This window comes from Clostridium sp. AM46-21, from assembly GCF_003480025.1.
Lineage (GTDB): Bacteria > Bacillota > Clostridia > Lachnospirales > Lachnospiraceae > Coprococcus > Coprococcus ammoniilyticus.
This window is the reverse complement of record NZ_QUIB01000003.1, coordinates 21,503-46,499: the sequence shown is the minus strand read 5'-3', so window position 1 is coordinate 46,499 and position 24,997 is coordinate 21,503. Positions and strand designations below refer to the sequence as shown.

Genomic DNA, 24,997 nt, shown 5'->3' with positions numbered 1-24,997 from the left:
TATAGAAAAAAGATGTTACAATCAAGATTGACGCTATAATAAAGTGAGTATTTTATGCACAAAAGTATGTATAATATATAGCTGAAGTCGGTGGAGGTAAGTGATGTTTAAGCAACGAGGCGCGAAGAAAACGGGTCTTAATATATTGATCATAGGATGCGGTAAGGTCGGAACGGCACTGACCAGACAGTTATGCAAGGAAGGGCATGATATAACAGTCATTGATAAAAATGCGGATAAGGTTGAGATGAACGTCAATCAGTATGACGTTATGGGAATCTGCGGAAATGGTGCAAGCTACAGCGTGCTGATGGAAGCCGGTGTGGAGAATGCCGATCTTGTGATCGCAGTAACAAATTCTGACGAGCTGAACCTGCTTTGTTGTACGATCGCAAAACAGGGACGTGACTGCGCAACGGTAGCGCGTGTCAGAAATCCGGACTACAGCAAGGAGATAAAATATCTGAAAAAGAGTCTGGGACTTACCATGGTCATCAATCCGGAGCTTGAAACAGCAACGGAGGTTGCGCGTGTACTTTATATGCCGACGGCTTTGGAGATCAATTCCTTTGCACATGGTCAGGCAGAGATGACGAAGATCAAGATTCCGGAGCATAATATGTTAGACGGACTGTCTGTGGCACATCTTGGTCAGCAGCTTATGGATCGAGCGAAGAATATCAATATTTTGATTTGTGCGGTTGAAAGAGATGGAGAAGTCTATATTCCATCCGGTCATTTTAAACTGCATGCAGGAGATGTTCTTTCGTTTGTAGGATCCCGTCCGATGAGCCGTGCATTTCTTGATTTTATCGGATTCAAGACAAATCGTGTCAGTGATGCGATGATCGTCGGCGGTGGTGACGTTGCATATTATCTTGCAAGTCAGTTGATCAATATGGGAATCAATGTAAAGATCATTGAGAAAGAGAAGGATCGTTGTGAGCGACTCAGTATTCTGCTTCCGAAAGCAGTTATTATCAATGCAGACGGAACCGATCAGGACGTATTAAAGGAAGAAGGCTTAAGCAATGCAGAATCCTTTGTTGCTTTAACCGGGATTGACGAGGAAAATATCCTCCTGACACTGCACGCCAGACATGTTTCAGATGCAAAGACCATCACGAAGATCAACCGTAGTAATTTCAAGGAAATAATTAATAATTTGAACCTTGGAAGTGTATTTTATCCGAGTTTTATTACAGCGGAGACTATTACTGCTTATGTTCGTGCGAAATCAAATACACGTTCCATGAACAGCAGTGTGCAGACGTTATATCATATGTTTGATTTCCGGGTAGAGGCGATCGAGTTCCGTGTGGATGAAGCATCCGAGGTAACGGGTAAGCCACTGATGGATCTGAAGTTAAAGAAGGATGTGCTGATCGCATTTATCAATCGAAACGGTACGATCATTACACCATCCGGTCATGATACGATCGAAGTCGGGGATACCGCTATGGTAGTAACGACCCATACAGGATTTAATGATATCAGGGATATTCTGGTATAAGTAATGAGTATTTTTGTAAAAGGGAAAACAGGAAGCTATGAATCGGTCAATGATTTTATACGTAGTCGGACATGTGATCATGCTGGAGGGGGTTATGCTTCTTCTGCCATGTCTGGTTTCGTTGATTTATCAGGAAAGTGAAGGAATTGATTATCTGGTGATGGCAGTCATCTGTATGCTGCTTGGAGCCATCATTGTAAAACATAAACCTAAAGTAAATGTATTCTATCTGAAAGAGGGTTGTATCGCTACAGCATTGAGTTGGATAGCACTGAGTATATTTGGTGCACTTCCAATGTGCATATCAGGAGATATCCCATCTTTCACAGATGCGTTATTTGAGACGATCTCCGGTTTTACAACCACAGGAGCCAGTATCTTAAACGATGTGGAAGCATTATCCCGGACGACGTTGTTCTGGCGAAGCTTTACACACTGGATCGGTGGCATGGGTGTGCTGGTGTTTCTGCTTGCGGTATTGCCGCTTAGTGGCGGATCAAATATCAATCTGATGAAAGCAGAGAGCCCGGGACCTTCTGTTGGTAAGCTTGTACCGAAGATCAAGTATACGGCGCGAATATTATATGTTATCTATATTGTATTAACGGCTATAGAGATCATCTTGTTAATAGCCGGGAAAATGCCGGTATTCCATGCATTCTGTACCGGATTCGGAACAGCGGGTACAGGTGGATTCGGAACAAAGAATGATAGCTTTGCCAGCTTTTCGCCATATCTGCAGTGGGTGGTAACGATCTTTATGATCTTATTCGGTGTGAATTTTAATGCATACTATCTGATTTTATTTGGCAATATCAAAAAGGCATTGAAGATGGATGAGGTGCGAACCTATTTCCTCATTATTGTGGCGGCGATCGCAGTTCTTGTATTGAATCTGATTCATACAATGGATGGATTCTGGACAGTACTCCGTCATGCATCGTTCCAGGTCGCTTCGATCATAACAACAACCGGATTCTCCAGTGTGGATTTTGACCTGTGGAACCAGACATGTAGGACGATACTGGTTATTCTGATGTTCATTGGTGCATGTGCAGGCAGTACCGGTGGTGGTATCAAGGTATCCCGATTTATCATCGTGGTAAAAAGTGTGATAAAAGAGTTGAATTCCTATCTGCATCCAAAAAGTATCAAGAAGATCAAAATGGACGGCAAGCCGGTAGAGCATGAAGTGGTACGTGCGGTAAATGTATATTTTATAACATTTATCATCCTGTTTACAACATCCGTACTGCTGATCTCCTTTGAGGGAAAAGATATGACATCAAACTTTACTGCGGTTGCGGCAACGATCAATAACATCGGACCGGGACTGGAGCTGGTAGGACCAACGAAGAATTTTAATGTATATGGTACATTTTCCAAATATGTGTTGATGTTCGATATGCTTGCCGGAAGACTGGAGCTGTTCCCATTGCTCTTGTTGTTCTATCCGCCGGCATGGAAAGAATTACTGGCGGTCAGACGCAGAAAATAACAGGCCAATTAATGACCGGATATATGATGTACATGATATTAAAATGTGTTGCAGCAGATTCAGGGAAACAAATCCAGATAACTATGAACTTGAAATGCGGTCATCAGTTCAAAACGAGTGGACGGATCATCTAAAGCAAGATGTAAGTCCTCCCTTAATATACGGACACGATAATTGACGGTGTTCCTGTGACAGAACAGGGCACCGGCAATTTTTTGTATACTGCCATCACAGAGCAGATACTGATAGAGTGTTTCCAGATAATTCGTATGGTGCTGCTCATCGTATGTAATGATGGATCCCAGGGTATCGTTTACATATTCTCTAAGAACATCCATATCACTTACAGATAAAAGAAGCTTATAGAATCCCATATCATCGAAGAAGAACAGGCTACTGTTCTTTTTTTGTGCCATCAGGGCGGCGCACCGTCCCTGTAAAAATGCCTGACTTAATCCAATCAGATCTTTGGTTGGCGCACTGATTCCGATATACATGGAAGTTGTTCCGGCAGATTCTCCCATATAATACAGAAGCCGTGTAAGCTCCTGTTCAAGCCGTTCATTTGACCGTGCGGGGCTGATCAGCAGAGTATAGTTGGTGCCGTTGACAAATGTATATGGCAGATTATAGATTCTGACCAGACGTGTCAACAGATTCTGAAGAAAACTTCCGGCGGTATTTGCATAACCGGATGAGATGGTGGAATGCTCAGACTGCTGGATAGAGGTATTTGTCTGTGCAGCGGTTGGTTTCATGGATGCTGTATCACGCAGATCTGATATATATACGAGATGGTATTGTGCATCCGCCTGAAAACCATGTTCATATAAGACAGGCAGGCTGATTTCCATCAGAGCTTTGTCATTTGGGTGAAGGATCACGCGCGAAAGGGCTGTTGAGATTGCCTGACTGGTCTGGGTATCATCAAATATCCGATTGTAATAATCGTGTGTGATATCGAAGATCCGCGTTTCCCATGGCATAAGAAAGAGCGGGTAATGCTTCCGATCGCACAGCATACGGATACGGTCGGAGATATCGGAACGGTTCAGATGTCCGCCGATATTGATAATAAGGCCGCAGGTTTTATGCTCGATCAGCCCTTTGATGAAGTTATATAACCAGTATTCATTTCCGCATAGAACGCCGGTCGTAATGATCAGTTCACCGCCGTGCAGAAATTCCAGCGTGCCGGGATCTTCTGATATATAGACCCAGTTCATCAGATGATCCAGTCCTTCTTCCCCTGCGATCAGATCCAGACCATAGGTGCTTTTTGTTTCTTTATATAAATCTCTTAATAGTATTGCCATGTTCAGGATTCCTTTCTTAGTAGCACATGATAATTATCACTCGTCTATGTATAAGAAGTCCGTTCAATCAAAATATGATCTGCGCGTATCGGCTTGGCGGTGGTTTATTGATTTGAAGCAGTTTGAACATGATTGCCTAATATTTACTTAATTATATAAGGTTTATATTAGCTGCTGCTTAATATATTAAACCATTGATTTGTGCTGCTTATTACAATAATCCAACAATATCATAGAAAATATGTGCCTGTCAAACATATGCTTGTGCTGTCAGCACAAAACAGGGCGGGAGTTTTGTGCTGATGGGATATGGTGATCGGCTTTTATGAATGGCATACTGTAGAAAATTTACAAGAGCAAATAAATGAGCGGCACAGATATAAAGGCCGTCCGTATAAGAAGATGGAGGATGATACATATGTTAAGAACAGATTTACCGGAAATAATAACAGAGACTTTACCCGGCCCTAAGGCACAGGCAATCATAGACAGGAGAGCGCAAGCCGTTCCAAATGCGATCCGTTGCGGATATCCGGTTGTTATAGAACGTGGTGAAGGAGCCATGATCGAGGATGTCGATGGCAATAAGTTCTTGGATTGGATCGGCGGTGTCGGTGTATTGAATATCGGATTTTCCCAGCCGGAAGTCGTTGAAGCAGTAAAAGCACAGGCAGATAAATATTTCCATGGCATGTTCAATGTCGTAACACATGAAGGCTATGTAGCGCTCGCAGAGAAGTTATCCGGCATTGCACCTGTAAAGGGCGACAGCAAGAAAACCTTCTTTGCAAATAGTGGAGCAGAAGCAGATGAGAATGCCGTTAAGGTAGCAAAGGCATATACAAAGCGTCCGAATATCATCGTATTCTCCGGGGCATTCCATGGAAGAACGCATTTTACAATGGCGATGACATCCAAGAAAGCATATGCAAAAGATATGGGACCGTTAGCAGCCGGTGTGTTCCGTGCACAGTTCCCATATTATTATAGAAATCCGGAAGGAATGCCTGAGGATAAGGCAGTTGATTATTATATCAAATCTATCTACGATGTATTTGAACAGTGTGCAGCAGCAGACACGATCGCAGCAATCGTTGTTGAGCCTCTTCAGGGTGAGGGTGGTTTCATTCCTGCTCCGATCGAATGGGTAAAAGCAGTTCGCAGGATCTGTGATGAAAATGGTATCCTGTTGATCGCAGATGAGGTACAGAGCGGTTTCTGCAGAACCGGTCGTATGTTTGCTTCTGTTTACTGGCAGGAGGCCGGTGTAGAGCCGGATATCATCGCAACAGCAAAATCCATCGCAGCCGGCGTGCCATTATCAGCCATTATTGCAAGAACTGAGGTTATGGATGCAGTCCCGGCAGGAACGATCGGTGGAACCTATTGTGGAAATCCACTGGCATGTGCCGCATCCTTAAAGACAATCGAGATCATGGAGAGAGATCATCTGGCAGAGCGTTCCTGTGAGATCGGTAAGAAAGTGACAGAGCGTTATCTGGAAATGAAGAAGAAATATCCGGTTATCGGTGATGTCAGAGGTCTTGGCGGTATGATCGGTATCGAATTTGTAAAAGATCAGGAAACAAAGGAACCGGATGCAGCATTTACATCTGACCTGATCCAGACCTGTGCGAAGAAAGGTCTGTTAGTAGAAGGTGCAGGAACCTACAACAATGTAATCCGTTTCCTTGCACCACTTGTAATGACAGATGAGCAGCTTGCAGCCGGTCTTGATATTTTTGAAGCATCTATTAAGGAATGCCTGAAACATTAATAATCATTAGAAATTATAAGAAATAATATTTAATGGTTTAAAATCATTTTAAATTAGCGTAAATACAGTCATTTTGGATAATGAATTGTTCCAAATGGAGCAATCCGTTGCCTGAAATGGCTGTTTTTTGTTAAAAACAGTATATAATTATGTTTAAATATAATGTAACCGGATCATTTATAAATCTTAACCGCTCCGCAATAGAGATGATGGCATTTTGATGCATTTGGATGCTATAAACATGGAGTGAACTCCAGAAAAGGGAGAATTATATAAAAAGACGGGAGGTATGCAGGGAAAATTGAAGAAATTATGGCTTAGAATAGTATTATTCATAGCAGGATTTGCAGGAGTATTCATATTTCTGTATCCATTTGTTACGAAGGGGATTAAAAACATAGGAAATCTTACGGGAGTTGTTCTTGGCATCTGCCTGATCTTATATGCGGCATGGTTCCACAGAGTGAATCGCTGGGTGAAAAAATGGATGACCCGGACTGCCGGAAAAGTAATATGCGGGATCGTTTTGCTGATTGTATTAGTTGCAGTTGGATTTGCGGCAGCAGGTACGATATGCATGATACGGGCATCGAAGAGCACTCCGAAGGATGAAACGGTTATGATCGTGCTTGGCTGTGGTGTAAATGGCGACCGCCCAAGCCTAATGCTGACGGAACGCTTAGATGCGGCATATGATTATCTGAACACACATGAAGAGGTTGTGTGTATTCTGTCCGGTGGACAGGGAAAAGGTGAGAATATCAGCGAAGCGGAATGCATGTACCGGTATCTGACAGAAAAAGGCATTGCGCAGGACCGTTTATATAAGGAAGACCGGTCAACCTCGACCAGAGAGAATCTTCTATATTCAAAGAAGATCATAGAGGAGAAGAATCTGGATCCGCAGGTTATTATCGTAACAAATGAATTTCATGAATACCGTGCATCTGTTATTGCAGAACATACAGGTATAAAACCATCGGCGGTGTGCGGGAAAACAGCGTGGTGGTTATTGCCAACTTATTATCTGAGGGAGCTTTACGGAATCGTCTTTGAATGGATTTTTTAGATAGCTTAAACAAAAAACTTAAGAATCTTAAAAATTTAGATACAAAAAGGATGTAATTTTCTGGTATAACCTGACTTAACAAATCTTAACAACACCTGACGCATACTTGAATTATAGATGCAAATGCTATAATGTTGGGGTGGTTATTGAAAGTTAAAATCAAGGCATATTAGAAAAAGAGAGGATATGGTTATGATTTTAGAAAATAACAAAACAATAGATGGAGAGAAGCAAAAGGGATTGCTGTCCGAACAGGAAGCGAAAATTCTGATCGTAGATGATGAAAAGGATATTCGGAAGCTTGTAGGTATTTACCTGAAAAAGCAGGGATATAAAACACTGGAAGCAGAGAATGGACAGATGGCGATCAATGTTATGAAAGAACATTCGGATATTGATCTGGTTATTATGGATATTATGATGCCTGGAATGTCGGGAACCGAAAGCTGTGCGGCTATCCGGGAATTCTCATCGGTTCCGGTGCTGTTCTTAACAGCCAAGACACAGGAGCCGGACAAAAATGAGGCATATGATATTGGTGGAGATGATTTCTTAAGCAAGCCTTTTGAACAGGGTGAGCTGATCCGGAAGGTGAAAGCACTGATCCGACGTTATAATGTTTATAAAGGAAGAGAAGATAATGCGGATGGAATACTTCGTGTCGGAACAATATCGATCGATCCATACAAGCGTGTGGTAACGAAAGAAGACGAAGTCATCCATCTGACGGATAAAGAATTTGCACTGCTGTTTTTTCTTGTGAAGAATCGTGGTAGATCCTGGAATCTGGATGAACTATATGAGAATATCTGGCAGGAAAAATATCTTCCTTCATCGTCCAATACGGTCATGGTGCATGTGCTCAGGCTTCGACAGAAGATCGAGGAGAATCCGGCACAGCCTGAGATCATAAGAACGATTTATGGAAAAGGATATCAGGTGGATTAAAGCCTGAAAAGGTCAGACGGAATGAAAGACAGAGAAACGAGACAAAAGAATAGACGGGAAAAAAGAACAGACGAGAAGCTTACTTTAAATACGAAGCTGGTTCTGGTTATTGCAGGAAGTCTGTTACTTGCAGTCGGTTTGTTCTTCGTCTGGCTGAAAACTACAGTATATATAATTGACAAAAAGTATCTGGACGAGACAGCCACAGCCCGGCGAACAGACGAGAAGATCGACCGCTTTTCCGATTATGTCAGGGATAATAAGGTAAAATCAACAGATATGAATGCTATTCTCAGATGGCAGCAGGAAGAGGGAAGTGTATATCTTCTTGTATATCAGAATGAGAATGTAATATATGATTCAACAAAACAGAAAAGACGTACCGCGATGGAGCGTTTTTTTAATAAGATAACAAATGGAAACAAGAAGGGCAGAAAGCTTGCAGAGTCTGAAGAAGACAAGAAGCAGATGCTGAATAATATTAAAAACAAACGGCTGGTTGAGATTTACAGGAAGAAAAAAGAATATAAGAGACAGACAGAAAAGACAAATGAAAATGTTGGCAATGATATAGCATCTTCTGAGTCAGAATATAAAGAAACAAATCCGGTCGATACTTCAGATGTAGAAGAATTAGCATCTCAATATGGAAATTATGCATTTTATTCTGTGCGGTTCGAGGATGGTCTGTATGATGTCTGTATCGTGGATTACTCAGAGAAAAGAGTTTACTATTTCTGGATGACAATTGGTTTTCTGGTGTGCTCGTTTATCTTTATGATGTTTGTTATGATCTATAACGGTCGTGTGGTAAAGCGTGTAAGACGTTTGACACGGGAGGTATCCAGAATCAAAAAGAACGATATCAATGCAGCTATCACAAAATCCGGAAATGATGAGATCTATGTGCTGGCGGATAATATTGACAGTATGAGAAATTCGATCATTCAGCAGATGAGCAAAGAAAAAGAAGCCTGGCAGGCGAACCGGGATCTTGTCACAGCAATGGCACATGATATCCGGACACCGCTTACGGTATTGAATGGGTATCTGGATCTTCTGGAAACAAGTGAATTTGATTCGGAAGAAGAGTATAAGCAGTACGTTGATATCTGCGTGGATAAGGCAGGGCAGTTAAAAGATCTGTCAGATAAGCTGTTCCGTTACTTCTTCGTATATTCCGGACATACGGATGAACTGAAGATGGAAAAGTTTCCGGCAAAAGAATTTTTCCAACAGATGATCGGTGAATATATGTGTCTGTTAGAAGAAAAAGGAATTACATTCCAGATTAAGACGGAGGATAATTCACCGAAGATACAGATTGATGCCCCATATCTGAAACGGTTGTTTGATAATATATTTACGAATATAAGAAAATATTCGGATTACAGCAAACCGGTAGATATTAAGTACAGTACATCGGATACGAAGGTAACATTGGTGATCAGTAATCATATAAGCAAAAACAGAAATGAAGCAGAAAGCACAAGGATAGGAATTAAGACCTGTGAGAAAATTGCACAGGAAATGAACATAGACTTTTCAGTAAAAGAGAAGAAAGGGCAATATACAGTAACACTTGTATTTGCAATCGTGGAATAAAGGAGGTCCGGACAGGTTCCGGTAAAGAAAGATATGAAGAATGTACTTGAATTTATTGAAGGCTCAGTAGCTAAATATCCAGACAAATTAGCAGTTGCCGATGTTAACGGAGGACTCACTTATAAAGAACTGGAGAAAGCTGCAAAACAGGTTGGAGCATGGTTATATCAGGGACTTGGCGGATGCAAGAATCGTCCGGTTGTTGTACTTCTTGATAAGGAGCCGAAGAGTGTGGCAGCATTCATGGGTGCTGTATATAGCGGAAACTTTTATGTGGTCATAGATGCGGAGATGCCGGTTGACAGAGTGAATAAGATCTTAAAGGCATTGAAACCGGAGGCTGCCATAACCGATAATAAGCATCTCGATAAAGCAAAAGAACTGCATGTTGAAACAGAGGACGGCAAGGGCTATGCACCAAAGATTTTCAATCTGGATGAGATGGATCAGGAAGCAGACCAGAGTTGTCTGTCAAAGGTAAGAGCCAATATGATCGATACGGATCCGGTGTATGCATTATTTACTTCCGGTTCGACAGGTGTTCCAAAGGGTGCGGTTATATCACATGCAAATATTCTTTCTTATATTACATGGTATACAGAAGCCTTTGATATCAACGAGACAACAATATTTGGAAATCAGACCCCATTTTATTTTAGTATGTCTGTTTCAGATTTATATAGCACATTGAAAAATGGCGCAACATTGTATATAATACCAAAAGCATATTTTTCATTCCCAATTAAGCTCATGGAATTCCTGAATGAGAAAAAGGTTAATACGATCTACTGGGTTCCATCGGCGCTTTCAATCATTGCAAATTATAAGATGTTCCAGTATGCTAAGCTTCCGGATCTGAAAAAAGTGTTATTTGCAGGCGAGGTTATGCCGACAAGACCATTGAATTACTGGATCGAGAATCTGCCGGATGCCATGTATGCAAACCTGTTTGGCCCGACAGAGACAACCGATATTTGTACCTACTATGTGGTAAACAGAAAGTTTCGTGACGATGAGCCACTTCCAATGGGAAATGCATGTAACAACTGTGATGTATTTGTACTTGGAGAAGATGGCAAGGTGGTTTCGCCGGAGATCAATCCGGAGACAGGCTTCAGTGCAGAAGGTGAATTATATGCCAGAGGTTCCTTTGTCGCTCTTGGATATTATGGAAATGAAGAAAAGACAAAAGAAGCCTTTGTCCAGAATCCGTTAAACCCGAATTATCCGGAACTGATCTACAAGACAGGTGATCTTGTAAAATATAATAAATATGGCGAACTGGTCTATATATCAAGAAAAGATTATCAGATCAAACATATGGGTTACCGTATCGAGCTCGGCGAGATCGAAGCGGCTGCCGGTGCAATCGAAGGTATCCGAAGCTATGCATGTATCTACGATGATGCAGAGGATAAGATCGTATTTATATATGAAGGTAAGAAACTGGATGATGCATTCCTGCTTGGGGAATTCAAGAAAAAAGTTCCACATTATATGGAACCGAACCAGTTTGTAAGAGTGAAGAGTATGCCACACAATCAAAATGGAAAAATTGATCGTAAGTGGTTGAAAAATAACTATAAATTATAAGAAATGAGGAAAAAGAAATGGATGAATTATTAGAGATTTTAAACGAAGTAAAACCAGGTGTTGATTTTGAAAATGATACAGACCTGATCGGCCATGGCGTCTTAGATTCCATCACAATGGTAACACTTGTTATGGAATTAAATGATGCATTTGATATCGAGATCACACCTGTAGATATCGTTCCAGAGAACTTCAAAACAGTTCAGACGATCTATGATATGATCCAGAGACTCAGTGATGATTAATTAGTTTACAGACTGAGGAAAAAAGAAATACTGGGAATAAACCGGACGGTCTTTTGTAATACATACAGAAAATGGCTGCCCGGTAGATTTTCGGTATCAGTGATAGGGAGAAAAAAATGTCTTATACATCTATAGCTTATTTGGGATTTATATTGATGGGATCCTTCTTTTTCTACTCGATCGTGCCATTAAAGCACAAATGGAAGGTTCTGCTGATATTCAGTTATCTGTTCTATTTTATTAATTCCGGAAAATATATTGTATTTATATTGTTTAGTACCTTGTCGATTTATTTTGGCGGTCTGCTGCTGAATAAGATTGATGATGGCTTCAGTATGGCAAAGAAAGCCTTGCCAAAGGAAAATAAAAAGGAATTCAAGTCGATCATCGGATGGCAGAAAAAATGTGTCTGTGTATCTATTGTATTATTAAATCTTGGTATTCTTGTATATCTGAAATATTCCGTATTCTTCGGACAGGTGTTCTGTGATATATTAAGTATTTTCCATATTAAGATATCCAATCCAATGCAGAATATGATGCTGCCGCTTGGTATCTCGTTCTACACCTTATCGGCGATCAGCTACATTGTAGATGTATACCGTGGTAAATACAAAGCCTCCGATAATCTTGGAAAGGTTGCTTTGTTCCTGGTATTCTTCCCACATATCGTGGAAGGCCCGATCGGACGTTTTGATCTGCTGGGAGATCAGGTATATGAAGGACATCCGTTTGATTATAAAAATGCAACGATGGGACTTCAGCTTGTGTTCTGGGGCCTGTTTAAGAAGATTGTAATTGCTGACCGTGCAAATATGTATGTAAATCAGATTTTTAATTTCCATGATCAGTATGATGGACTGTATGTCATCATAGGAATGCTGTTGTACACCTTACAGTTGTATGCAGAGTTCTCCGGTTGTATGGATATCGTCCGCGGTAGTGCGCAGATGTTTGGCATCGAGATGTCAGAAAACTTTGCAAGACCGTTTATATCAAAGACAGTCAGCGAGTTCTGGAGAAGATGGCACATGACACTTGGTGCATGGTTTAAGGATTATGTATTCTATACCATCTCTCTATCCAAGGCATTTATGAAGCTGAGCAAGAAGACAAGAGAGAAGTTCAATGCGTTCTTTGCAACCCTGATCCCGACCTCTATTGCCATGCTTGCAGTATGGTTTGGAACCGGTATCTGGCATGGAGCAAGCTGGAAGTATGTCATGTACGGTATTTATTACTGTCTGATCATGATCCTCGGACTTTTGACAGAACCATTATTCAGAAAATTATTTGAAAAAATGCATGTGAACCGCGAAGGTAAGATCTATAAGGCTCTTCAGGTTGTGAGAACCTTTATCTTTGTTAATATCGGTATGCTGATGTTCCGTGCAGATGATCTGAAGATCTTCGGACAGATGTTTATATCGATGTTCCGGAATCTGTCATGGGATCCGATCCGTTATGGTGAATTGTTTGATGTCCGGATTGGTATGAGTGATTTCCTGTTACTGCTTTTTGGAGCAATTGTGTTGCTGTTGGTTGGCTTGTATCAGGAACAGGGACGTCATATCAGAGAAGATATTGCAACAAAGAATATTGTATTCCGTTGGGTATTATATTATGGACTGATCTTTTCCGTGATCATCCTTGGAGCATATGGAAGCGGATATGAAGTCGCAGGCTTTATATACGCACAATTTTAGGATAGATGGTGAACGATATGAAAAAAGACAAAACAAAAAATATAATAAAATGTATCCTGTTTTTCATCATTTTCTGTGTACTGATGGGAGTTCTGTCGGTTGTGTTCTATCCGAAGACCAGTGACCCGGAAGGTGGTTTGTCAAATCCGAATGCCAGAGGCTTCTATGGAGAACCGAGAAATTCGCTGGATGTTGTTGTCATGGGAAACAGTAACGCATACAGTGCCTACTCTCCAATGATGATGTGGAAGAACTATGGAATTCCAACCTATGTTGCGGCGGAGGGAGCGCAGAATATTGCAGAGACAGTCAATGTCCTTCAGGAAGTACTGACCTGCCAGAAACCGAAGCTGGTTGTTTTGGATGTGGATCTGTTGTGGCAAGGTAAGACACAGGTATCCAGAGTAGAGGGAAATGTCAAATCCCTGATCTATAAATATATTCCGATCATGAAGTATCATGACAGGTGGAAAACACTGGCACTTAAGGACAGCTTTAAGAAAAAATCATATACTTATCGTTCCAGTACAAGAGGTCAGTATCTGAGCAGAACGGTTATGGCTTATACAGGTGAAGATAAGATGGTAGAGACAAAGGATATTGAACCGGTACCGAAGTCTTCCAGAATTTTTCTTAAGATGTTCCTGGATATCTGCAAAGAAAACAATGTTGAAGTTATGTTTGTTGAGATGCCGACAGCAAGCTCATGGAATTATAAAAAACATAATGGTATGACACAGTATGCGAAGAAATTAGGAATCCCATTCCTTGATCTGAATACGGTAAAGGGCAAAAATAAGATCAACTGGGGAACAGATACCAGAGATGGCGGAAAACATCTGAACTGTTACGGTGCAAGAAAAGTAACAAGAGAGATAGGAAAATATATTTCAAAACATTATTCATTTGAAAATAAGAAAAAAGACTCCCGGTATACTGACTGGAATAAACAGTATAAGGTATACAAAAAGTATATGAAGAATCCTGCAACTGTTATTACGGTAGATGAGAATGGCGAACAGACTCAGACAACCGTTGAGGCTGAAAAAATAAATAAACAATCGGCCGGAAAAAAGGATAAAAAGAAGGACAAAAAGAAAACGAAAAAAAGCAGTGACAAGAAAATTACGACAACTACAAAAAACAATAAGTAATAAATAATATGAACAGGAATGATCAGAAGGATTGAAAGAATCAGAAGACAATTCCTGTGAGAAAAGAGATTGTTTTGTATCGGTAAAAGATACAGGATGATCTCTTTTTATCTGTAAAGAGTGTTGGGTGATGAGAAACGATTTGTAATAGATAATTTTATTTGTGTAAATACATGGATGTTGTGATAAAATGGCAATGAAATGTAAATAATAGTTGCAGAAATATAGAATTATACAGGCATACCGAAAAATAAGCGAAAATATGGCAGTATACGATGCTTTTACAGATGTCTGGCAGCAGGATATGATAGGAGGATATGGAATATGAAGATTTTATTTTATGATACGAAGAAATATGACAGAGATTCATTTGAAAAGATATTACCGGAATATTCAGATCTGGAGGTAGAGTTTTTAGAAGCAGACCTTTCGCCGAGAACAGCAGCTCTTGCAAAAGGATATGATGCGATCTGTGCATTTGTAAGTTCCGATGTCAGTGAAAAAGTAGTTGAGTGTCTGGCTGAAAATGGTGTAAAATTAGTGTTAATGCGCTGTGCCGGATTCAATAATGTAGATCTGGATGCAGCAAACCGTTGTGGTATCACGGTGCTCCGTGTTCCGGGTTATTCACCGGAGGCGGTTGCAGAGCATGCGATGGCACTGGCACTTGCGGTTACCAGAAGAATTCATAAGAGCTATATCAAGGTTCGTGAGAATAATTTCAGTCTGGTAGGTCTTACAGGTATGAACTTCTATGGCAAGACCGCGGGTATCATCGGAACCGGTAAGATCGGAGCAGCTATGTGCCGGATCTGTCATGGATTTGGCATGAAGGTTCAGGCATATGATATGTACCGGAATCCATCCCTGGATTTTGTAGAGTATGTGGATCTGGATACGCTGTTATCGACCAGTGATCTGATCTCTCTTCACTGTCCGCTGACAGATGATTCGTACCATATGATCTGCACAGAGACGATCAATAAGATGAAGGATAATGTGATCCTTGTAAATACATCGAGAGGCGCCCTGATCAAGACGGAGGATCTGATCACGGGAAATCGGAATAAGAAATTCTTCGGTATCGGTCTGGATGTGTATGAGGAAGAAACAAATAATGTATTTGAGAATCGTGAGGATGATATTCTGGAATCCTCGATCACGGCAAGACTGCTGTCATTCCCGAATGTCATTGTAACCTCCCATCAGGGCTTCCTGACAGAAGAAGCACTGGAAGCAATCAGCCGTACCACACTGGACAATGCGAGAGATTATGAGAATGGCACGATCAAGGATATAAACGCCGTGTAGAAAAGGAAACGATTATGCAGAATTACAGATTTCTGATCGCCTATGATGGAACAAGATATCATGGGTGGGAACATAAAAAAGACGTTGTGACCATACAGGGAAAGATCGAATCAGTGCTTTCCCTGATGGCAGGCGAAGAAGTACGGATCAACGGAGCGGGAAGAACCGATGCAGGTGTGCATGCAAGGGCAATGGTCGCAAGCGGCCCGGTTCCGACAGATAAGACACCGGAGGAGATCCGAGATTATATGAATCATTATCTGCCGGATGATATCTGCATTTTGGAGGTTACTCCGGCAGCAGAACGGTTTCATGCAAGATTTAATGCAAAGGGCAAGCATTACCGTTACACGATCTATCGTGGCAGGCTGAAGCCGGTATTTGACCGGAAATACGTCTGGACTCTGGATGAGGGTGAGACGATCGACTGTGAACGGATGCGTAAGGCAGCAGCTTATCTGGTCGGTGAACATGATTTCAAGAGCTTCTGTGGCAATAAGCAGATGAAGAAATCGACGGTTCGGAAGTTATCTGCGATCGATATTAAGGAAGATGGCGATTATGTGATTCTTGATTTCCACGGAGCCGGATTCTTACAGAATATGGTTCGTATCCTGACCGGTACTCTGGTAGAGGTCGGGGCAGGCAGAATGGAACCGGCATACATGGAAGAGGTGCTTACAGGCCGGTGCAGACAGCTCGCAGGGCCGACCGCACCACCACAGGGCTTGTGCCTGATGCAGGTTGATTATGAAAAAAAGTAATATGGAGTAAGTAGTACAAATGAATGAATTTAAAAATGGGCTGAAGGATGGAATCCCGATCGCCCTGGGGTATTTTGCAGTTAGTTTTAGTTTTGGTATTCTTGCGATCAAAGGCGGACTCAGTGTCTTTCAGGCAGTTCTTACCAGCGTTACAAATGTTACAAGTGCCGGTCAGTTTGCCGGACTTCAGATCATCATTGCCGGGGGAACGATCCTTGAGGTGATCCTTACCCAGCTTATCATCAATCTGAGATATGGTCTGATGAGTCTTTCACTTACGCAGAAGTTAGCTGACGATGTAGGCATCTGGAAGCGTCTGATCATCGCATTTGCAAATACAGATGAGATCTTTGCAGTTGCAATGGGATATTTCAAAGAAGTGACCTTTCCGTATATGTTAGGACTTCAGATCCTTCCGATCCTTGGCTGGGGCGGTGGTACATTTGCCGGAGCAGTAGCCAGCGGGCTGCTTCCAAAGTCTGTGTGCAGCGCACTCAGTCTTGCACTTTATGGCATGTTCGTGGCGATCGTTGTTCCGGTTGCCAAGAAGTCAAAATCTGTGTTATTTGTGGTATGCGTGGCAGCTTTGTTCAGTATCCTTTTATATTATGTTCCGATATTCCACTTTATCTCGACCGGAATATCGATCGTTATATGTACAGTAGCGGCAGCAGCAATCGGTGCGATCGTTGCACCGGTTAAGAAAAAAGGAGTAGAATAGAGATGAGTGTATATACATATATTATCGCAATGGCGGTTGTCACATATCTGATCCGTGCGGTGCCATTGGTGTTATTCAGGAAAAAGATAGAGAATCAGTTTTTAAGTTCGTTTTTATACTATGTGCCATATGCCTGCCTGACGGCACTTACCCTTCCGGCGATTTTCTACAGTACGGAAAGTGTTATCAGTGCGATCGCAGGATTTGTCGTAGCGGTTATCCTTGGTATTCGTGAAAAAGGGCTGGTAGTCGTAGCTGCCGCCGCCTGTGTGACGGTGTTTGTAGTGGAGAGAATATTGGCATTTTTATAGAGGGTTGTGAATCCGAAAAGTGAGGACAAAGAACTTGCTATATCGCCGACCTGGAATGTAAAAGACTTTTGACACGCTAAAAACCTTGATGTCAATGTCCTTTGATAGCGAAAATATGACTTTTTGATTAGTATGAGTATACTAGGAGGTGAAGAGATGGAACTCGGAAAACAAATAAAAAAACATCGTCAGGAAGTACAATTATCCCAAGAGAAGTTAGCCGATCGAGTTTATGTTTCAAGACAAACAATCTCAAATTGGGAAAATGAACCGCTATGGAAAAATCTACACTAAAATGCTGATTGTCACTGCAGTTTCGGCAGTTCCGCTATTTATGTGGCTTGGCGTTTGGGCATTCATCCCTTGGGGAATCATTTGGGCACTCTCTATGTACTTTGCCTTTCAGGTTGAAAAGGTAAAAAAAGATAATGATGTTCAAACCTATAAAGAAATTGTTGCATTTTCTGAGGGGAAACTATTGGATGATATACAAAAGCAGAGAGAAATAGGTAAACGCCCATATCAGAAGATTTTTTTAGTTATAGGTAGTGCACTGATAACATTTGTTGTTTGCGTATTAATCGGATTTCTGATGCATATTTTTATGAACTAATAGTGGTAGACCGTAAACTTCCGGTTTAGAGAGAACGTAGAAATGATTCGATTTTGTCCAAAGGATGAGATACAAAATACAATATACGAATAAATAAAGATGATTGGTTTTATGATAAGACTGGTCGTCTTTATTTTTTCGGAGTTTGATATGCAACTATAAGGAATTAAAACTTAGTGAAAAAGTGCAGTAAGTTTTAAGTTGTAGGAGTATGCTCCATGTATGACTGTTGAAGATGCGATTAATTATTTGATGTTAAGCGTGCTACAGTGAGTGAGCATATTTCCAATATTCTTTCTTCAGGAGAATTAGATGAGACTTCTGTCGGTTTTTCCAATAAAAGTTCTGGAGGAAGAAAACCCAAGATATATAATCTTAACATGATACTTTCAGTAGGATATCGTGTTAATTCAAATTTTTAGCTGGAAATAATGCACTTTATAAAAAGGGACAGAAAAGGATAAGTGATGGTGCATTGGTAGCGATAACATTGATGATTGCTGAGTCTAATCCAGAGGAAAAAATATCATGGTAGACTTGATAAAGTCTACCTTTTATTGCAAATAAAACTTGACAAAAACTTGACAAGTGTACTTGGCAATGTTATGCTTTTGTTGCAAATAAAACTTGGCAAAGGAGATTGGATTATGGAAAGAAAAGAAATTTTAAAAAGAGCACAGGATGAAAAATTGGATGAAAGAGAACTTCAAGTAAAAGATAAGTCTATGATGTGGTCATATATTGTTATGGTGATTATGGCATCTGTATTTTCATTTATTCGATCAGAACAAGGTTTACCTATGATGGACTTATGTGCAACTGTTAGTGGTTCGGTGTGTGCAGCAATGACATATCGATTTATTAAAACACGGAATAAAGAACATTTGGTTATATCAGTTATTATGTTTGCAACAGCGATTATGGCAATTGTTAGATTTTGCATGGGGCATTAATTATGAATGATTCACTTGAATTGAAAAATAATATTAAAGAAGCTCGAACTGAAAAAAAATTATCACAGGCTGCATTGGCTGATTTGGTAGGTGTATCTCGTAATACAATTAGTTCGATTGAGACGGGACAATTTAACCCTACTGCAAAGCTAGCATTATTATTGTGTTTTGCTTTGGAAAAGAAATTTGAAGATTTGTTTTATTTTTAGAAAAATTTTGTCAGATTATGAAATGGTTGTTTTTTTACAATAAAGAGAGCAACAACTTCAAGTTTATGGAGAGTCACTGTTATGATTAGAGAATTTCAAAGGGATGATATAAATAAAGTTGCAGATATATGGTTGGATACAAATATAAAGGCACATAATTTTATCTCCGCCGAATACTGGAAAAGCAATTTCAAATCAGTAAAAGAAGCACTGTCACAAGCAGAGGTTTATGTGTATGAGTATGATACAGAAATACAGGGTTTTATAGGGTTAAATGATGAATATGTTGAGGGCATTTTTGTTTCTGGTGAAATGCAATCGCAAGGCATAGGTAAAATTCTGCTGAATTATGCAAAAGATAAAAGGAATAAGTTGTTCTTGAACGTATACCAAAAGAACGCACGGGCAATATCCTTTTATAAGAGAGAAGGAAATATAGTTAATAAAGAGAGGTGCATATGCTATGCCAGGTATACTCGTAGTTGAAGATGATGAAAATTTAAATCGTGGAATTGCATTCTCATTGAAAAAATCCGGATATGAGGTTTTTTCAGCAGAATCAGTGAAAAAAGCGAAAAGAATTGCAAGTGATAATAATGTGGATGTTACCATTTGTGATGTGAATCTTCCGGATGGGAATGGACTGGAATTTGTAAGGTGGATGAGGTGCAATTATAATACATACATTATTTGCCTTACAGCACTAGATCAGGAGATGGATCAGGTTATGGGATATGAAGCAGGGGCAGATGATTATATTACAAAGCCGTTTAGTCTTTCGGTACTTCTTTTGAAAATAGAAGCACATTTCCGCCGCAGACAGGAGAAAACGGAAGCCGGAAAGATGATTTCGGGAGATATCGTATTTATCGCAGGAGAAATGAAAGTCCTGATAAAGAGTCGTGAAATCAGTCTGACAAAAACGGAGTTGAAAATGCTGACTTTTTTTCTTCAGAATCCGAAACAGATTCTTTCAAAAACACAAATATTGGAAAATGTGTTTGATCTGGAAGGGGATTTTGTGGATGAAAATACAATCGCTGTCAATATCAGAAGACTCCGTGAGAAAATCGAAGACAATCCGGCTGCACCGGTCTATATAAAGAATATCAGAGGTCTTGGGTATATATGGAATCAGGAGGTAAGGCAGTGACAAAGAGATATCGCAAGAAGATCACAGTAGTGCTTTCCTTGGTATTGCCTGTCATAATATTGTTTGCAATATTAAATTGTTTTACCACGTATGTGTTTTATGAAGATTATAAATATAAAATGAATCTTATGACAGAGATTGCTGCAAAGGAAGAATTTTCCGGGCTGGATGCTGTTTCGGAATTGCTTAAAGATAAGGATATTGAAACTAACGAACAGGGAAGGCGATTATTGGAGCAATATGGATACTGGGGGAATAAAGGGAATGCATTTTATTCGCAATTCCGGCATCAGGTTATGGTGACCGGTGCTGTAAGCACTGTGATATGCGTGCTTCTTTTGACTTTTTTACTTTATTGGAAGAAAAAAGAAGATGCGTGTCATCAGAAAATTTTAGACCAGTTGGAAGAAATTCTGATCAGATTCCGTGAAAATAAATTTGATGATTTACTGAAAACGGAAAATCATGCAGAACTGGAAAAATTGAATGACCAGCTTGAAGCAATCGGACATCATATTCAGTTGATAAAGGAAGAAGCAAGGGCAGAAAAGGAGAACACGAAAGAAATGGTTTCTGATATTTCTCACCAGTTAAAGACACCGGTTGCAGCGTTGGATACATGTTTTAGTGTGCTGATGCAGAATGACTTAAGTGCCACAGAACAGGAGGAGTTTCGTATCCGTTGTCGGAGTGCTCTGGATGGACTGGAGACATTATTGCAGTCGCTTCTTGAAATATCCAAGATGGAAACTGGACTGATTCAGATTAATAAGAAAAAACTTCCGCTTATGGATACTGTCATATCTGCTGTGAACCGCACTTATCCTAAAGCGGATGAGAAAGAAATTGAATTCGTTTTTGACTATGAAAAAGAGCTGGAAACATGCACGATTATGCAGGATAAAAGGTGGCTTGGTGAAGCTGTGATCAACGTTCTGGATAATGCGGTCAAGTACAGTCCGTGTGGTTCAAAAATATTTATCCGGTTACAAAAAAGAAACTATCTTGTAAGAATGGAAATTGAGGATCAGGGAATTGGTATTCCGCAGAATGAGTATCACAAAATTTTTCAACGATTTTACAGAGGAAGTTCCAAGGAGGTCATGGAAAAGAGTGGTACAGGAATCGGACTTTTTCTATCGAGAGAAATTATCGAAAAACACGCAGGTACGATTACGGTAACCTCCGGCAAAAAGAAAAAAGGAAGCACGTTTGTGATTCAATTACCATATATTGGTTAAATTTTAAGTGAGCAGAACCCTTACAATTCTGTAAGAGTTCTGCTCGTTTTTTGAAAGTGAAATGAAAGATTGTCCTGATACAATTTGGATGTAGGTTGAAAAATGACCAAATATATAAACAGGCAAAGAAAGCGTGCTGAAAAGGTACGCTTTACAGAATTGAAAAGGAGGCAACACATGAGTGTGATATTAGAAACCAAGCAGCTTTGTAAATTTTATGGCGCGGGTGAGAATCAGGTCAAAGCGGTCAATCAGGTGGACATTCAGATTGAGCAGGGAGAATTTGTCGCAATTGTCGGAAAGTCAGGTTCCGGTAAAAGTACATTACTTCATATGCTTGGAGGGCTTGATACCCCGACAAAAGGCAGTGTTACTTTAGCAGGGAAAGATTTATACAGGATGAAGGAAGATGCCCTTGCTGTTTTCCGCAGAAGAAAAATCGGATTTGTTTTTCAGGCATTTAATCTGGTTTCATCTGTTAATGTCTGGGAAAATATTGTACTGCCACTGGGGCTGGATGGAAGAAAAGTGGATGAAGCGTATGTAAATGATATTATTGCAACTCTGGGAATTGAAAACCGGATTTATAATCTGCCAAATCAGTTATCCGGAGGACAGCAGCAGAGAGTAGCAATTGCAAGAGCACTGGTGAATCGGCCGGAAATTATATTTGCGGATGAGCCGACAGGAAATCTTGATTCTAAGACCAGTGATGAGGTGATCGCTCTGCTTAAGATGACAGCAAAAAAATATGGACAGACAATTGTAATGATTACCCATGATGACGAAATCGCACAGGTCGCTGACCGCATTCTGGTGATTGAGGATGGACAGGTGGTGGATTTCAGATGAAGACAATAAGCAGGATTGCATATAGCAATGACAAAAGGAACAGGACAAGAAGCATACTGATTATGATGTCCGTGTGTCTGACTACGATGCTGCTTGTGATTATCAGTACTGTGGGAAATGGAATGATCCGTTTACAGAAAAGTCAGGCGGCAGGCTCATATGGAAGCAATTATGGTTTGTTTGTCGCAGCAGATGCCTCGCAGTTAAAGGACGTACGCCGCCGTGCAGAAATAGATGCAATAGGAATTATGTGTACAGAAGGCATAATTAAAGGCAACGAAAACGGCGGGTTTGTCTGCATGGATGAGACCGCAGGAAAAATGCTTCCCTATAATAAGGAATATGAGTTAAAGGAAGGAAAGTATCCGGGGGGAACGCAGGAAATTGCCGCAGGAAGGGCATTTTTTAGTGCAATGGGATATGATGATGTAAAGGTCGGAGATACGGTTACACTGGATTACCGTGCAGGGATGCGGTCAGAATATAAGCCGGAAGAATTTGTTGTCAGCGGAATCCTATATGACCGGGATGAGTATACCATCGAGGCATCTTATGTTGCTTTCGGGTCACAGGAGTTTTATGATGAGCACATCGCAGAGAATGACAGACAGTATAATATTTATTTTACTTTAAATGATTCTGCAAATGTATCTATGAATAATATTGATTCGGTTATAAAGCAGATTGCAGCAGCTTGTGGGATCGAAGAAAAAAACGTTATAGTCAATGATCTCTATTTGCAATGGGTCTTGCAGCCGAGTTATGAAACGATTGCGGTATGCGGGGTTTTGATTCTTGCAATTGTACTTTTCTCTGTTGTAGTCATTTATAATATTTTTCAGGTCGGTATTGCCAACAAGATACAGGAGTATGGAAAAATCAAGGCTCTGGGAGCGACAAAAAAGCAGATGAAACAACTGATCTTCAGAGAGGGCATTTTTTTGACAATTTTTTCAATACCGGTTGGATTTCTTTTTGGATTTCTGATTGCAAAATACGGTTTTAACTGGCTGGTAGAACAGGGGAACCTTGTATCAACCGGAACTGGTTCTATGGGTGTTCAAAACCAGCAGGTGCCACTGTTTTCCCTGCCTGTTATGCTTCTATGTATTTTCGTATCATTTCTTACCGTTGCTTTGGCACTGCGTAAACCAATGAAAATTGTTTCACGGATGTCACCTATCGAAGCAACACGGTATTTAGAAAATGCAGAAACACACAAAAAAGGAAAACGAAATGGCAGAAAAAATGTTACCGTGTTTTCTATGGCAATGGCAAATGTAACGGGTAATCCCAAAAGAACTATTGGTACTATCCTCACAATGGGTTTTTCTTGCGTATTGTTTGTGATTATCTCTAATTATGTGGGAAATATTGACACGGAGCATGAAGCACGTCTTTCCGTTAATCATGGACAATTTGAACTGCAGCTTGACTATTCTGCTGAGTATGATGAAAGATATCCGGAGAATAATCTGGATACGATTCTGACGGATGATCCATTGAATGATTCGCTGATTGAAGAAATCAAAAGCATTCCGGGAGTAACAGATGTCATGACGAGAGAGATTGTCTCTGTAAATCTGAACGGAACAAGATTTCCGGCTACTATTGTGAGTAAAAAGGATTTTGATTTTATGCGCCAAGAAGGGGATATTGGCTCTATGGACTATGATCAGGCGGTAAAGAATGGTGATATTTTCTTTGGTTGGTTGGCGTGGATGGAACAAGATGGATATGCTCCGGGTGAATCCATTGCATTTGACTTTGAGAATGGAAGTGGAACCTATACCTATCAGGGAAAGATTGCAGGATCTTTTGTAAGTGCGGACACTTATCTTGTCATTCCGGAAGGTGTATATCGTTCCATGAATCCGAGAGGAACAGCCTATGGCTATCTGTGGGTGGACTGTGATAAAAAAGATGTGGCATCTGTAGAACAAAGTCTGAATACTTTGATTTCTAATACTTCGCATATAAAAATGGATACTTATCATGCGCAGTTACAATCTGCCGAATTTGCAAGCAGCATGATGAAGCTTGGCTGTTATCTGTTTATGGCTATTGTAGGACTCATCGGGTTTATGAATATGGCGAATACCATGATCATGAATATTACGACAAAAAAGCAGGAATATGGTATATTACAGGCTGTGGGCATGACAAATAAACAATTAAATTTATGCCTGCAGTTACAGGGACTGATTTTTACAGTTGGCACTATATGCGTAGCTTTGATCATTGGTCTGCCGCTCGGCTATGCACTTTTTTCCTATGCAAAACATATGGGAATATTTGGAATAAATATCTATCATGTTCCAATCGTACCAATTTTTATTATGATTTTTTTGGTCGGTCTGTTGCAGCTTGTACTTTCCTGCGTTTTAAGCAGTAATCTGAAAAAGGAAACGCTGGTAGAAAGAATAAGGTATCAGGGATAGCAAG

Annotated in this window: 24 protein-coding genes; 23 read left to right on the top strand and 1 reads right to left on the bottom strand. The window is 40.4% G+C overall.

Annotated features, from left to right (window positions below; genetic code table 11):
* The first annotated feature begins 103 nt into the window (after positions 1-103).
* Both trkA and DW959_RS02375 read left to right on the top strand, forming a co-directional pair.
* Positions 104-1,513 (top strand): Trk system potassium transporter TrkA, encoded by a 1,410-nt coding sequence (gene trkA, locus DW959_RS02380; RefSeq protein WP_117808263.1) that lies wholly within the window; start codon positions 104-106, stop codon positions 1,511-1,513.
* 37 nt (positions 1,514-1,550) lie between these two features.
* Complete coding sequence (locus DW959_RS02375; protein ID WP_117808264.1) at positions 1,551-3,011, top strand: TrkH family potassium uptake protein; 1,461 nt, start codon at positions 1,551-1,553, stop codon at positions 3,009-3,011.
* A 59-nt stretch (positions 3,012-3,070) separates the two neighbouring features.
* Here the strand turns inward: DW959_RS02375 and DW959_RS02370 are convergent, their stop codons facing one another.
* Positions 3,071-4,327 (bottom strand): PucR family transcriptional regulator, encoded by a 1,257-nt coding sequence (locus tag DW959_RS02370; protein WP_118615266.1) that lies wholly within the window; start codon positions 4,325-4,327, stop codon positions 3,071-3,073.
* 418 nt (positions 4,328-4,745) lie between these two features.
* Here DW959_RS02370 and gabT point away from each other — a divergent pair, with 418 nt between their 5' ends.
* The 21 genes from gabT to DW959_RS02265 all read left to right on the top strand — a co-directional run bounded on the left by gabT (position 4,746) and on the right by DW959_RS02265 (position 24,993).
* Positions 4,746-6,104, top strand: a complete 1,359-nt coding sequence (gene gabT, locus DW959_RS02365) for a 4-aminobutyrate--2-oxoglutarate transaminase (RefSeq protein WP_118615264.1) — start codon at positions 4,746-4,748, stop codon at positions 6,102-6,104.
* A gap of 289 nt (positions 6,105-6,393) precedes the next feature.
* Positions 6,394-7,173, top strand: a complete 780-nt coding sequence (locus DW959_RS02360) for a YdcF family protein (protein WP_117808266.1) — start codon at positions 6,394-6,396, stop codon at positions 7,171-7,173.
* Between the two features lie 192 nt (positions 7,174-7,365).
* Positions 7,366-8,121 (top strand): response regulator transcription factor, encoded by a 756-nt coding sequence (locus tag DW959_RS02355; RefSeq protein ID WP_242996095.1) that lies wholly within the window; start codon positions 7,366-7,368, stop codon positions 8,119-8,121.
* 21 nt (positions 8,122-8,142) lie between these two features.
* The gene (locus DW959_RS02350) at positions 8,143-9,726 is read left to right on the top strand and encodes a HAMP domain-containing sensor histidine kinase (RefSeq protein WP_117822237.1); all 1,584 of its coding nucleotides are present in this window, start codon (positions 8,143-8,145) and stop codon (positions 9,724-9,726) included.
* A 33-nt stretch (positions 9,727-9,759) separates the two neighbouring features.
* The gene (locus DW959_RS02345) at positions 9,760-11,319 is read left to right on the top strand and encodes an AMP-binding protein (RefSeq protein ID WP_117822236.1); all 1,560 of its coding nucleotides are present in this window, start codon (positions 9,760-9,762) and stop codon (positions 11,317-11,319) included.
* 17 nt (positions 11,320-11,336) lie between these two features.
* Positions 11,337-11,564 carry an acyl carrier protein gene (locus DW959_RS02340; RefSeq protein WP_021943190.1) on the top strand — a complete coding sequence of 76 codons (228 nt, stop codon included), beginning with the start codon at positions 11,337-11,339 and terminating at the stop codon, positions 11,562-11,564.
* 116 nt (positions 11,565-11,680) lie between these two features.
* Positions 11,681-13,270: an MBOAT family O-acyltransferase gene (locus DW959_RS02335; protein WP_117822235.1), complete on the top strand. Its 1,590-nt coding sequence runs from the start codon at positions 11,681-11,683 to the stop codon at positions 13,268-13,270.
* A gap of 17 nt (positions 13,271-13,287) precedes the next feature.
* Entirely contained in the window at positions 13,288-14,424 is a 1,137-nt protein-coding gene (locus tag DW959_RS02330) for an SGNH/GDSL hydrolase family protein (protein ID WP_242996097.1), read from the top strand.
* 324 nt (positions 14,425-14,748) lie between these two features.
* The gene (locus DW959_RS02325; RefSeq protein WP_117822234.1) at positions 14,749-15,735 is read left to right on the top strand and encodes a 2-hydroxyacid dehydrogenase; all 987 of its coding nucleotides are present in this window, start codon (positions 14,749-14,751) and stop codon (positions 15,733-15,735) included.
* A gap of 14 nt (positions 15,736-15,749) precedes the next feature.
* Positions 15,750-16,499 (top strand): tRNA pseudouridine(38-40) synthase TruA, encoded by a 750-nt coding sequence (gene truA / locus DW959_RS02320; RefSeq protein WP_118615262.1) that lies wholly within the window; start codon positions 15,750-15,752, stop codon positions 16,497-16,499.
* A gap of 19 nt (positions 16,500-16,518) precedes the next feature.
* Positions 16,519-17,220, top strand: coding sequence for an AzlC family ABC transporter permease (locus tag DW959_RS02315; protein ID WP_118615261.1), 702 nt, complete (start codon positions 16,519-16,521; stop codon positions 17,218-17,220).
* 2 nt (positions 17,221-17,222) lie between these two features.
* Complete coding sequence (locus tag DW959_RS02310) at positions 17,223-17,531, top strand: AzlD domain-containing protein (RefSeq protein WP_021943195.1); 309 nt, start codon at positions 17,223-17,225, stop codon at positions 17,529-17,531.
* A gap of 132 nt (positions 17,532-17,663) precedes the next feature.
* Positions 17,664-17,825 carry a helix-turn-helix transcriptional regulator gene (locus DW959_RS15005; RefSeq protein WP_347475303.1) on the top strand — a complete coding sequence of 54 codons (162 nt, stop codon included), beginning with the start codon at positions 17,664-17,666 and terminating at the stop codon, positions 17,823-17,825.
* Positions 17,764-18,144, top strand: coding sequence for a hypothetical protein (locus tag DW959_RS02305; RefSeq protein ID WP_347465154.1), 381 nt, complete (start codon positions 17,764-17,766; stop codon positions 18,142-18,144). Before DW959_RS15005 ends, DW959_RS02305 begins: the two co-directional genes overlap by 62 nt.
* Positions 18,145-18,791: 647 nt before the next feature.
* Positions 18,792-19,097, top strand: a complete 306-nt coding sequence (locus DW959_RS02295; RefSeq protein ID WP_147340238.1) for a DUF6442 family protein — start codon at positions 18,792-18,794, stop codon at positions 19,095-19,097.
* 2 nt (positions 19,098-19,099) lie between these two features.
* Positions 19,100-19,306, top strand: coding sequence for a helix-turn-helix transcriptional regulator (locus DW959_RS02290; protein ID WP_117808274.1), 207 nt, complete (start codon positions 19,100-19,102; stop codon positions 19,304-19,306).
* Between the two features lie 81 nt (positions 19,307-19,387).
* Entirely contained in the window at positions 19,388-19,792 is a 405-nt protein-coding gene (locus DW959_RS02285) for a GNAT family N-acetyltransferase (RefSeq protein ID WP_118483279.1), read from the top strand.
* Entirely contained in the window at positions 19,770-20,459 is a 690-nt protein-coding gene (locus DW959_RS02280) for a response regulator transcription factor (protein WP_117914274.1), read from the top strand. Before DW959_RS02285 ends, DW959_RS02280 begins: the two co-directional genes overlap by 23 nt.
* Positions 20,435-21,700 carry a HAMP domain-containing sensor histidine kinase gene (locus DW959_RS02275; protein ID WP_118483281.1) on the top strand — a complete coding sequence of 422 codons (1,266 nt, stop codon included), beginning with the start codon at positions 20,435-20,437 and terminating at the stop codon, positions 21,698-21,700. Before DW959_RS02280 ends, DW959_RS02275 begins: the two co-directional genes overlap by 25 nt.
* Before the next feature lie 177 nt (positions 21,701-21,877).
* Positions 21,878-22,552 (top strand): ABC transporter ATP-binding protein, encoded by a 675-nt coding sequence (locus DW959_RS02270; RefSeq protein WP_006426335.1) that lies wholly within the window; start codon positions 21,878-21,880, stop codon positions 22,550-22,552.
* The gene (locus DW959_RS02265) at positions 22,549-24,993 is read left to right on the top strand and encodes an FtsX-like permease family protein (protein WP_118615259.1); all 2,445 of its coding nucleotides are present in this window, start codon (positions 22,549-22,551) and stop codon (positions 24,991-24,993) included. Before DW959_RS02270 ends, DW959_RS02265 begins: the two co-directional genes overlap by 4 nt.
* Positions 24,994-24,997 lie beyond the last annotated feature (4 nt).

Bases quoted from the DNA above. Each gene is read 5' to 3' on its own strand.
- DW959_RS02370 (WP_118615266.1), bottom strand. From the start codon at position 4,327: ATGGCAATACTATTAAGAGATTTATATAAAGAAACAAAAAGCACCTAT.
- DW959_RS02310 (WP_021943195.1), top strand. From the start codon at position 17,223: ATGAGTGTATATACATATATTATCGCAATGGCGGTTGTCACATATCTG.
- DW959_RS02315 (WP_118615261.1), top strand. From the start codon at position 16,519: ATGAATGAATTTAAAAATGGGCTGAAGGATGGAATCCCGATCGCCCTG.
- DW959_RS15005 (WP_347475303.1), top strand. From the start codon at position 17,664: ATGAGTATACTAGGAGGTGAAGAGATGGAACTCGGAAAACAAATAAAA.
- DW959_RS02330 (WP_242996097.1), top strand. From the start codon at position 13,288: ATGAAAAAAGACAAAACAAAAAATATAATAAAATGTATCCTGTTTTTC.
- DW959_RS02295 (WP_147340238.1), top strand. From the start codon at position 18,792: ATGGAAAGAAAAGAAATTTTAAAAAGAGCACAGGATGAAAAATTGGAT.
- DW959_RS02350 (WP_117822237.1), top strand. From the start codon at position 8,143: ATGAAAGACAGAGAAACGAGACAAAAGAATAGACGGGAAAAAAGAACA.
- DW959_RS02325 (WP_117822234.1), top strand. From the start codon at position 14,749: ATGAAGATTTTATTTTATGATACGAAGAAATATGACAGAGATTCATTT.
- truA (WP_118615262.1), top strand. From the start codon at position 15,750: ATGCAGAATTACAGATTTCTGATCGCCTATGATGGAACAAGATATCAT.
- DW959_RS02290 (WP_117808274.1), top strand. From the start codon at position 19,100: ATGAATGATTCACTTGAATTGAAAAATAATATTAAAGAAGCTCGAACT.
- DW959_RS02360 (WP_117808266.1), top strand. From the start codon at position 6,394: ATGCAGGGAAAATTGAAGAAATTATGGCTTAGAATAGTATTATTCATA.
- DW959_RS02305 (WP_347465154.1), top strand. From the start codon at position 17,764: ATGTTTCAAGACAAACAATCTCAAATTGGGAAAATGAACCGCTATGGA.
- DW959_RS02340 (WP_021943190.1), top strand. From the start codon at position 11,337: ATGGATGAATTATTAGAGATTTTAAACGAAGTAAAACCAGGTGTTGAT.
- DW959_RS02285 (WP_118483279.1), top strand. From the start codon at position 19,388: ATGATTAGAGAATTTCAAAGGGATGATATAAATAAAGTTGCAGATATA.
- trkA (WP_117808263.1), top strand. From the start codon at position 104: ATGTTTAAGCAACGAGGCGCGAAGAAAACGGGTCTTAATATATTGATC.
- DW959_RS02280 (WP_117914274.1), top strand. From the start codon at position 19,770: ATGCCAGGTATACTCGTAGTTGAAGATGATGAAAATTTAAATCGTGGA.
- DW959_RS02275 (WP_118483281.1), top strand. From the start codon at position 20,435: ATGGAATCAGGAGGTAAGGCAGTGACAAAGAGATATCGCAAGAAGATC.
- DW959_RS02335 (WP_117822235.1), top strand. From the start codon at position 11,681: ATGTCTTATACATCTATAGCTTATTTGGGATTTATATTGATGGGATCC.
- DW959_RS02270 (WP_006426335.1), top strand. From the start codon at position 21,878: ATGAGTGTGATATTAGAAACCAAGCAGCTTTGTAAATTTTATGGCGCG.
- DW959_RS02375 (WP_117808264.1), top strand. From the start codon at position 1,551: ATGAATCGGTCAATGATTTTATACGTAGTCGGACATGTGATCATGCTG.
- DW959_RS02345 (WP_117822236.1), top strand. From the start codon at position 9,760: ATGAAGAATGTACTTGAATTTATTGAAGGCTCAGTAGCTAAATATCCA.
- gabT (WP_118615264.1), top strand. From the start codon at position 4,746: ATGTTAAGAACAGATTTACCGGAAATAATAACAGAGACTTTACCCGGC.
- DW959_RS02265 (WP_118615259.1), top strand. From the start codon at position 22,549: ATGAAGACAATAAGCAGGATTGCATATAGCAATGACAAAAGGAACAGG.
- DW959_RS02355 (WP_242996095.1), top strand. From the start codon at position 7,366: ATGATTTTAGAAAATAACAAAACAATAGATGGAGAGAAGCAAAAGGGA.